The following is an 8,698-nucleotide window of genomic DNA, read 5'->3' as shown; positions in this document are numbered from 1 at the left end:
CCGAGAAGGGACGGTTGGTCTCGACCGGGGGCAATTCCATCAGGCTATGCACCGAGTTCTGCCACTCCGAGGCCTGGATCAGGAAAATGACCGCTATGCCAATGCACAGCAGACCGAGCACACCCTTGACGATCCAGCGCGATCGACCGCGTGCTGCCGGAAGTTCGAGATAACGCCACAGCCAGCGGCCGAACACGCCGATGCCGTAGCCGGCAGCCAACGCCACACCGGACAGCAAGCCCTGCATGACGAAAGGCCGTGGCACCAGGCTCGGGGTCAGCGACACGGCAAAGAAAAGCGTACCGAGGATGAGCCCGGCCGAGCAGAGCGCACGCAGAAAATGCTCGGTGATCTGCCGGAAAGTGCTCTGGAACGGGATCAGTGTCGGCCTCGTCGGTTCGGTGATGGGTTCTTGGGCAGCAAAAGTATAAGGCGAGAACCCGACATCGGGCACGTACGCCGCCGCTCCTCATGCCACTCCCAGGTTACCAACGCCTCGATCCCCAGTGAATTCGAGCAAGCGGCAAGCGCCGCTACTATCTGAGGGAGCCGCGTGAGCGGCGCATGGGGCGCTGGAGGCTGCGGGGGGCTTGTGTGCGCACGGAATCGGCTTGCTGAAACATCCGCGATCAAGCCTCTCACATAGCGATATACTGGCGACAACAGATTCGTAACACTGGCCGGAAAGGCCCGCCTGATGCCCGTGAACATACCTAACACGCTGACTTGGGCACGCATCGCCCTGATTCCGATTTTCGTCGGCGTCTTTTACCTGCCCGATGCCTGGCTCGGACCGATGGCCAAGAACATCGTCGCCACGATCATCTTCGTCGTCGCTGCGATCACCGACTGGTTCGACGGCTACCTTGCGCGCACGCTCGATCAGACCTCGGACTTCGGCGCCTTCCTCGATCCGGTTGCGGACAAGCTGATGGTTGCCGCGGCGCTCATACTGCTGGTGCAGCTCGGTCGCACGGATGCGATCGTGGCCGTGGTCATGATCGGCCGGGAGATCACCATTTCGGCCTTGCGGGAGTGGATGGCACGGGTGGGGCAGTCGGCAAGCGTCGCGGTCGCGACGATCGGCAAGTTCAAGACCGCCGCGCAGATGATCGCGATCCCCTTGCTGCTCTATCACGAGCCACTGTGGAAGGTGAACATCGAATTCATCGGCACGGTGTTGATCTATGTCGCCGCAGCTCTGACGCTGTGGTCGATGATCTACTATCTGCGCCGCGCTTTGCCGCGTCTTTCAGCGCATGAAAGGGAAAGCGCGGCGCGCTCCAAAAGCGGTTGACAGGCGTTTTTCGCTCACTATAATGTCGGTCTCTCAAGCGGGAATAGCTCAGTTGGTAGAGCGCAACCTTGCCAAGGTTGAGGTCGCGAGTTCGAGACTCGTTTCCCGCTCCAGATGCACTGCTTCGGAGTTCCACTGAATTCCGCAAGCGGTTGAAAAAAGGGACTTCGGTCCCTTTTTTCATTCCAGCGGCGTCCGCTGGAAGCCACCCCCAGCCACGGATTTTTAGTACATCTTTTAGTACATCAATCGGGGCGAGCGGCGGTTCGGTTTCCTCCGGGTGTGGTCCCGCTGCTGGCGGTACATCTCTCCTCAATCCAACGAGACGGGGAGATGTACGATGCCTCTCACAGACACAGCAATCCGTCTGGCCAAACCCACCGGCAGGGACTACACGCTCAAGGACGGGGGCGGCCTGGCGCTCTTCGTCGGCGCCAGCGGGGCGAAGAACTGGCACTTCCGCTTTTCCTGGGCCGGCAAGCAACCCCGCATCTCGCTGGGCACCTATCCCGAGATCAGCCTCAAGGAAGCCCGCGAACTCAGGGATCAAGCCCGCGCGCTCGTCGCCAAGGGCGTCGACCCCCGCATTAGCCGCCGACAGGAACGCAAGGCGGCACTCCTCGCCGCGTCCAACACCTTCGAGGCGGTATTTCGATCCTGGCGCGACTTCAAGGCGCTGAGCCTCAAGGCCGGGCGCCAAAGCACCCTGTCGCAGGTCGACCGCATCTTCAAGAAGGACCTGCTGCCGACGCTGGGCCCGCAATCCATCTTCGAGATCACGCGCGCCGATTTGCTGGAGGTCCTGCGCAAGATCGAGCGTCGCGGCGCACACACGACCGCCGAGAAGTGCCGGACCTGGTTCAACCAGCTCTTCCGCTACGCGATGGTCGAGGTCGAGCTGCAGAGCAACCCGGCGGCGGATCTCGACATCGTGGCGATGCCGAAGCCGCGCGTGAAGCACAACCCCTTTCTGCGCATGGAACAGCTCCCGGCGTTCCTGGTGAAGCTGCGCCACTATGGCGGCGATCTCAACACGCAACTGGGATTGCGCCTGCTGTTGCTCACCGGCGTGCGTACCGGCGAGCTGCGCTCCGCGGTGCCGGAGCAGTTCGATCTCGAGCGCAGCCTTTGGATCGTTCCCCCTGAGAACGTGAAGCAACTGCAGGAGCAGATGCGCAAGAAGAACAAGGACTGCACGGAGATTCCGCCCTACCTGGTGCCACTGCCTCGGCAGGCTGTTGCGATCGTACGGGAACTGCTCCGCGCCAAGTCCCCAGCCCAGCGCTACCTGCTGCCGCACCGCAGCAAGCCCAGGGAGCGCATCAGCGAGAACACCCTCAACGCCGCGCTCAAGCGCATGGGCTACAAGGACCAGCTCACGGGGCACGGCATCCGGGCGACGATCTCGACCGCACTCAACGAGTTGGGCTACCACAAGGACTGGGTGGAGGCCCAGCTTTCCCATGCCGACACCAATCAGATTCGGGCGAGCTACAACCACGCCGAGTACGTGGAGCAGCGCCGGGCCATGATGCAGGACTGGGCGGACCGCTTGGATCAGTGGGAGATGCAAGGCCTGCAGGCCGATCCGCAAATGGCGCCCTCCATGCAGCGGAAGCGGCGCGGCGGCGACGGTCCGCTGTCGCCTGTTCCCGCCGTCGAGCCTCTTCCGATCCGCGGCGGTCATATGGAGATAGCTTCCGCCGAGGTGGTGGAAGGCGAGGGCGATGAGACCGAAAGATCACCTGTGCTCACGCTCATCGCGCGCAACGATCAGCGTCCTCAGCCGGTCTTGACCGACATCCAGCGCGAGCGAGCCCTGGTGCTGGCGACCTTCGAGTCGCCCCACAACCTGCCGCTGCCGGCGTTCGCCAAGCTGGTGGGCAAGTCGCGCCATCAGATCAACCGGGACATCCAGGCCCGTCGCCTGCTGTCGCTCAGCATGGGCAACCGGGGGCAGCGCATTCCGGACTGGCAGCTGGATCCGGTGCGCCAGGACTTCACTCGCGCGGTCCTGGCGCGCGTTGGCGACCTCGACAGCTGGATGTTATATCGCGCCCTGTGCGAGCCAGTGGATGCACTGGGCGGACTGTCCCCGCTGGAGGCGGTGGTCGCCGGCGCCGCCCGCGAAGCCATGCATGCGGTGCTTGGCGTCCTGGGTCTGCTCGGCGAGCCAGAACGCGCGGTGACGGCACTGAGGCAGGTGGTCTAGTGCGAATCCGGTGATGACTCCCCGTCCAGATCGCCCATGCGCATCGAACCGACGCGCATGGCGCGCCGGGCGAACCGGGACACGCTGTCGCTGGCTTCGGCTTTCGGCCGCAGCAGGTAGGTGATCAACTGCGGCGATAGCCCGGCCAGCGGTCGCATCACCACGCCGAGCGGGCGATAGGCCACGATCTGTGTGGCCGGCGCCAAGCCGGTGCCGTAGCCCGCAGCCACGAGGGTCATCATCAAGGCGGAGGACGCGACGCGCTCGGCCACGATAGGGGCGTCGGTCACGTCGTGAAGGATGCGATCGACTTGCCGATGGATGCCCGCGCAGGCTGTCGGATCCCATAGCACCATCGGGTAGCGCAGCGCCTCGGGCAACGGGACGTGCGTGTAGGCGAGGAGGGGAGAGCGCGCCGGCACTGCGAGCGCAAGCGGCTCCCGCCAGATGGGCTCGGCAGTCAATGCGCTGCGCTCCTCTCCTGACGTCGCCAACCCGACATCGTACAAGCCAGTCAGCAAGCCCTCGATTTGGCGACCAAGGATGGCTTCGGAGAGCGAAAGCTCAACGTCCGGCTCCTCGCTGCGTTGATGGGCCAGAAGATGAGCCAGTGGTGGCTGAACACCGGCATCGCTGATGGCAAGCCGGAGCCTGGAGGCGCCGGGGGCATGCGTCGACATTGGCATCGTCCAAGTGGATGATCTCCAGGAGATTAGCATTATTGAGTTAAATTTAACGTGGTTTAAGATGTGCTGATCTTCGACGCTTGTGCTGATGCAGAAGCGTCCGATACAACGCGGCCGTCCGGCCGGTTCAACCACATTCGAAGCTGAGCCCGCGCTCGCTTTTGGTGCCGCCGTGCGGGAGGCTAGGACCGCTCAAGGAGTGGCCCAGGAGACGCTCGCGCACCGTGCCGGCATCGAACGATCCCACATGGGCAAGATCGAGCGCGGCGAGCACATGCCGACTCTGGCCTTGATCATCCGAATCGCGCGAGCGTTGGGGTGCAGTGCGACGACGCTGATGGCGGAGACCGAGCAGAAGCTCGGAGAGCTCAAAGAAGGGCAAGGATGATGGCGCAGTGGCGGCTGGTTCAAAGCCGGAAATCCGCACGTCCTGACGGAGCGCAGGCTCATCGATGCCGACTTCTGCGAGCTTTACCGGTTGCCACTCACGCCAGCTGCGGCTAAACGAATTCGTGAACCGCCATGGACCGGACCTGTCGTTTGCGGACCGGCTGGCGCTCGTCAAGGTCTTGCTGTCGCATTTCGCGGACCTGCACGACACCGGGGTCGCCCACCGCGACGTCAGCGACCACAGCGTGTGGCTGGAACGGCCCTCGAAGGTGTCCATCTCAGGCTTCCTGACCGCCTACTTCCCGGAAGCGGGCACGGTCGGGCCGCTGCGCGACAACCTGCGCGCGGGCAAGGCGGTACTGCCAGAGGATTCGGAAATCGGTCACGGCGAGGTCAGTGACTCCTTCCGGCGCGACGTCTATCTGCTCGGGGTGGCGGCGCACCATGTGTCAGTGACCGCCGTATTGGAGCCACTCCGTGATCGGCATATAGGAGCCAGGCTGTGACCGGCGTAATGGAGCCAGTGCGTGATCGGCGTATTGGCGCCACTTCATGTTCGGCGTAATGGAGCCACCGCAGGTGGCGAGGTAGGCAACGGGCATTTCGGGATTTCGACCATGACTCGCTACCCTCGGCGATTTTTTGCCGGAGGGTTGATGAGCAGGAGGAAGATCGAAATGCACCACTATCGACAGGCCCTGATGCGCATGCGCCAGGGCGATTCCGACCGCGACATTGCCAAGAGCGGTCTCATGGGGCGACGCACGGCGGCGACGCTGCGGGCGCTGGCAGGTCGCCGAGGCTGGCTGGAGACGGCCGCCGCGCTGCCGGACGACGCCACGATTGCCGGCGCGCTGGCCGCCCCGAAGCGGGCCAGCACCACCATTTCCCGCCTGGAACCCCTGCGCGAGCAGATTGCTGCGTGGCACGTCCAGGGCGTCACCGGCGTCGTCATCCTCGCGGCGCTCAAGCGCGAGCACGGCTACACCGGCAGCTACTCGGCGGTGCGCCGCATGCTCGCCACTCTGAAACGGGCTGCGCCGCCTGATGCGACCATCCGGCTCGACTTCGCGCCCGGCGAAGCGGCCCAGGTCGATTTCGGTGCCGGCCCGATGTTGGCCGACGCCGCTGGCGTGGTGCGCCGCACCTGGGTCTTCGTCATGACGCTGTGCTTCTCGCGACACCAGTACGTCGAGTTCGTCTGGGACCAGACGGTGGCCACCTGGCTCGGCTGCCACCGTCGCGCTTTCGAATGGTTCGGCGCCGTGCCGGCCCGGGTCATCATCGACAACGCCAAGTGCGCCATCATCAAAGCCTGCCAGAACGATCCCGAGGTGCAGCGCTCCTACGCCGACTGCGCCGAGGGCTACGGCTTCAAGATCGATCCCTGCCCGCCCCACGATCCCCAGAAGAAGGGCATCGTCGAGTCCGGCGTCAAATACGTGAAGGGCAACTTCCTGCCGCTGCGGACCTTCCGGGATCTCGTCGATCTCAACGCCCAGGCCAGGCGCTGGGTGATGGAGGAAGCCGGGGTGCGCCGCCACGGCACCACGGGGGAAGCGCCGCTCAGTCGCTTCGACATCGAGCGGGTGATGCTGCACCCCTTGCCAGCCGTTGCCCCGGACCTGGGTGTCTGGAAGCAGGCGAGCGTGTATCGGGATTGCCATCTGCAGTTCGACCGGGCCTTCTACTCGGTGCCGTTCGCGCTCGTCGGCAAGTCCCTGTGGCTCAAGGCGAGCGACGGCATGGTGACGATCTACGATGACTTCCGCCCCGTCGCGGCCCACGGGCGGGCCCGCCGCCCCGGGGAACGGCGCACCGTGCGCGACCACCTGCCCCCCGATGCTCAGGCCTTCCTTGCCCATGACCGCGACTGGTGCCTCACCCGGGCCGCCGTCATCGGCCCGGCCTGCGCCGAGCTGATCGACCGCCTCCTGGCCGACCGCATCGTCGAACGGTTGCGCGCCGCCCAGAACGTGCTGCGGCTCGCGAAGTCCTATCCCGCCGCCCGCCTGGAGGCCGCTTGTGCGCGGGCGCTCGCCCATAACTCGCCCTTCTACCGGACGGTGAAGACGATCCTCGCCGGCGGCCACGACCTGCAGGTGCCTACCCCGGCGCTCACGGATACAACCCATTCCGGCCGCTTCGCCCGCGACGCCGCCAGCCTGTTCGCCGCCCCCGCCACGGTGCAGTGAGCGCCGCCGGGTTCTCCATGGCCGAATCCGGCTGGGTGCCGGACTCGGCCATGGCCAAGCGTGTCCCCCGAATCCGGGCATCAAGGTTTCGCTTCGCCGGGCTTCGCCCGACCTTGACCCCCGGCTTCGGGATTTCTGATCGCGGTCAGCCGACCGCGTTACCTTCAAGGAGTTGTTGATGAACCCCGTTCCCGAACTCGCCCCTCACCTCAAGCAGTTGCGCCTTTCCGGCATCCTCGATTCGCTCGAGGCCCGCAACCGCCAGGCCATCGAGGGCAAGCTCGCCTACACCGAGTTTCTGTCGCTGCTGATCCAGGACGAAGTCGCTCGTCGCGACCAGAAGAAGTTCGACCTGCGGCTGCGCCGTGCCGCCTTCCGCGCCGGCAAGACCCTGGAGGGCTTCGACTTCTCGCGCCTGCCCAACCTCAACCGGGCCTTGGTCCATGACTTGGCCACCGGCCGCTATCTCGCCGAGAAGGCGCCGGTCTTGATCGTGGGCCCCTGCGGCACCGGCAAGAGCCATCTCGCCCAGGCGCTGGGGCATTGCGCCGTGCGCCAGGGGGCCGATGTCCTCTTCACCACCCAGGCCCAGCTCTGCGCGAGCCTCACCGCCGCCCGCGCTGTCGGCACCGCCGAGCGCAAGCTCGCCACGCTGGCCCGCGTGCCGCTGCTCATCATCGACGACTTCGGCCTGAAGCCCATGCGCCCACCGGCCGACGAGGACTTCCACGACCTCATCGCCGAGCGCTACGAGCAGGCCGCCACCATCGTTACCAGCAACCTCGACTTCACCGAGTGGGACCAGGCGTTTCCCGCCAACCGCCTGCTCGCCGCCGCCACCCTCGACCGGTTGCGCCACAACGCCTACTGCCTCACCCTCGATGGCGCTTCCTACCGGGCGCCGAAACTCGCCCCCGCCGCCTCGAAATCAGCGCCTGCAAAACAGGTAAAATCCACCGAATTCTGAGCCCCGAAACAGCCCGTTTCTACCTCTTCAAACTGGATCCATTACGCCGACTATCGGTGGCTCCATAACGGCGGTCACTGACAACCATGTCCTCTTCCTGCGGTTGCCGCGGCAGGAACATGGCCTGTTCCTGTGGGAACCCCCGGCCGGCGTCGAATGCGATCCCGGTTTGGCGGACTGGTTAGCGCAAGCGCTCGAACTGAGTCCTGCAGAGCGCTTCGCGAATGCTCGCGACATGCTTGACGCGTTGAACGCGCTGCCACTGGGGCGGCCATCGGCGGCCGGCGTGGACCTGCGGGCTTTCGAGGCCTACCGCAGCGAGCTGATTCCGATGGTCGTCTATCCCCTGCTGGAGAACCTGAAGCAGGGCCATAGTCACCTTTACAAGTCGTCCGTGGGCGGCCGGCCCATATCGGTCAAGGTCTGGTACGGGCGCAAGCCGGATCCGAAGCGGCCCGAGGAGACACACCAACTGCAGATGTTCCTGGACAAGGCTCGGCTCGTGAAGACACAGCCGTGCGCTTCGCTGGCAGAAGTGATCGATTTCGGCATCTCGGACGCGGGGACATTCCTTGTTCAGCAATGGGTGGAGGACCAGGGCCTGCAGGAGGTGGCAGGCGCCTGCGCGTCGGGTCGGCAGATGCTTGAGCTCTGCCATCAATTGGTCAAGGCTACGCTGCACCTGCACAGCCTAGGTTTGCAGCACGGCGACCTCCATCCCGGCAATGTCGTGCTGGAAGGCGGCGTCGTGCGCTTCATCGATGCGATCGACATGGTGCCCGGTGGCGGCGCGGCACCCTACAACCCCGCGTACGTGCCGGCGGATCTGTCAGCGGTAATCCAATAATCCCCACCTGTGGTAATCGAATTTTCCCCACCCATCGACTTGAAGGAGTCAGAGATGGAAAGGGAATCAGTGGTGTTCGATGTGGAAGCTGTCCTGGACCCGAG

Annotated in this window: 9 protein-coding genes and 1 tRNA gene; 8 read left to right on the top strand and 2 right to left on the bottom strand. The window is 64.9% G+C overall.

Going from position 1 to position 8,698, the window contains the following annotated elements; genetic code table 11:
- Nucleotides 1-454: alpha/beta-hydrolase N-terminal domain-containing protein (locus GPA21_RS21305; protein WP_339379804.1), on the bottom strand; the 454-nt coding region annotated here is incomplete at its 3' end.
- A gap of 243 nt (nt 455-697) precedes the next feature.
- On the opposite strand from GPA21_RS21305, the gene pgsA reads away from it, so the two are divergent.
- The 3 genes from pgsA to GPA21_RS17425 all read left to right on the top strand — a co-directional run bounded on the left by pgsA (nt 698) and on the right by GPA21_RS17425 (nt 3,509).
- Nucleotides 698-1,297, top strand: a complete 600-nt coding sequence (pgsA, locus tag GPA21_RS17435) for a CDP-diacylglycerol--glycerol-3-phosphate 3-phosphatidyltransferase (RefSeq protein ID WP_168989379.1) — start codon at nt 698-700, stop codon at nt 1,295-1,297.
- 37 nt (nt 1,298-1,334) lie between these two features.
- Nucleotides 1,335-1,410 (top strand) — tRNA-Gly (locus tag GPA21_RS17430).
- 227 nt (nt 1,411-1,637) lie between these two features.
- The gene (locus GPA21_RS17425; RefSeq protein ID WP_168989378.1) at nt 1,638-3,509 is read left to right on the top strand and encodes a tyrosine-type recombinase/integrase; all 1,872 of its coding nucleotides are present in this window, start codon (nt 1,638-1,640) and stop codon (nt 3,507-3,509) included.
- On the opposite strand, the gene GPA21_RS17420 is transcribed toward GPA21_RS17425, so the two are convergent.
- Nucleotides 3,506-4,189: a LysR family substrate-binding domain-containing protein gene (locus GPA21_RS17420; RefSeq protein WP_246262041.1), complete on the bottom strand. Its 684-nt coding sequence runs from the start codon at nt 4,187-4,189 to the stop codon at nt 3,506-3,508. The genes GPA21_RS17425 and GPA21_RS17420 overlap by 4 nt on opposite strands.
- 94 nt (nt 4,190-4,283) lie before the next feature.
- Between GPA21_RS17420 and GPA21_RS17415 the strand changes: the two genes are divergently transcribed.
- The 5 genes from GPA21_RS17415 to GPA21_RS17395 all read left to right on the top strand — a co-directional run bounded on the left by GPA21_RS17415 (nt 4,284) and on the right by GPA21_RS17395 (nt 8,594).
- Nucleotides 4,284-4,583 (top strand): helix-turn-helix domain-containing protein, encoded by a 300-nt coding sequence (locus tag GPA21_RS17415; RefSeq protein WP_168989381.1) that lies wholly within the window; start codon nt 4,284-4,286, stop codon nt 4,581-4,583.
- A gap of 64 nt (nt 4,584-4,647) precedes the next feature.
- Nucleotides 4,648-5,091, top strand: coding sequence for a hypothetical protein (locus GPA21_RS17410; RefSeq protein ID WP_211163667.1), 444 nt, complete (start codon nt 4,648-4,650; stop codon nt 5,089-5,091).
- Between the two features lie 171 nt (nt 5,092-5,262).
- Nucleotides 5,263-6,780, top strand: coding sequence for an IS21 family transposase (istA, locus tag GPA21_RS17405; RefSeq protein WP_168989380.1), 1,518 nt, complete (start codon nt 5,263-5,265; stop codon nt 6,778-6,780).
- Between the two features lie 178 nt (nt 6,781-6,958).
- Nucleotides 6,959-7,747, top strand: coding sequence for an IS21-like element helper ATPase IstB (gene istB, locus GPA21_RS17400; protein ID WP_168989377.1), 789 nt, complete (start codon nt 6,959-6,961; stop codon nt 7,745-7,747).
- A gap of 103 nt (nt 7,748-7,850) precedes the next feature.
- Complete coding sequence (locus GPA21_RS17395; RefSeq protein ID WP_211163666.1) at nt 7,851-8,594, top strand: protein kinase family protein; 744 nt, start codon at nt 7,851-7,853, stop codon at nt 8,592-8,594.
- The last annotated feature ends 104 nt before the right edge of the window (nt 8,595-8,698 follow it).

The sequence above is a fragment of the Azoarcus taiwanensis genome (genome assembly GCF_012910885.1).
GTDB classification, from domain to species: domain Bacteria; phylum Pseudomonadota; class Gammaproteobacteria; order Burkholderiales; family Rhodocyclaceae; genus Azoarcus_F; species Azoarcus_F taiwanensis.
The sequence above is the reverse complement of the archived record's forward strand: the minus strand, read 5'-3'. Positions and strand labels throughout refer to the sequence as shown.

Bases quoted from the DNA above. Each gene is read 5' to 3' on its own strand.
- pgsA (WP_168989379.1), top strand. From the start codon at position 698: ATGCCCGTGAACATACCTAACACGCTGACTTGGGCACGCATCGCCCTG.
- GPA21_RS17425 (WP_168989378.1), top strand. From the start codon at position 1,638: ATGCCTCTCACAGACACAGCAATCCGTCTGGCCAAACCCACCGGCAGG.
- GPA21_RS17420 (WP_246262041.1), bottom strand. From the start codon at position 4,189: ATGTCGACGCATGCCCCCGGCGCCTCCAGGCTCCGGCTTGCCATCAGC.
- GPA21_RS17415 (WP_168989381.1), top strand. From the start codon at position 4,284: ATGCAGAAGCGTCCGATACAACGCGGCCGTCCGGCCGGTTCAACCACA.
- GPA21_RS17410 (WP_211163667.1), top strand. From the start codon at position 4,648: ATGCCGACTTCTGCGAGCTTTACCGGTTGCCACTCACGCCAGCTGCGG.
- istA (WP_168989380.1), top strand. From the start codon at position 5,263: ATGCACCACTATCGACAGGCCCTGATGCGCATGCGCCAGGGCGATTCC.
- istB (WP_168989377.1), top strand. From the start codon at position 6,959: ATGAACCCCGTTCCCGAACTCGCCCCTCACCTCAAGCAGTTGCGCCTT.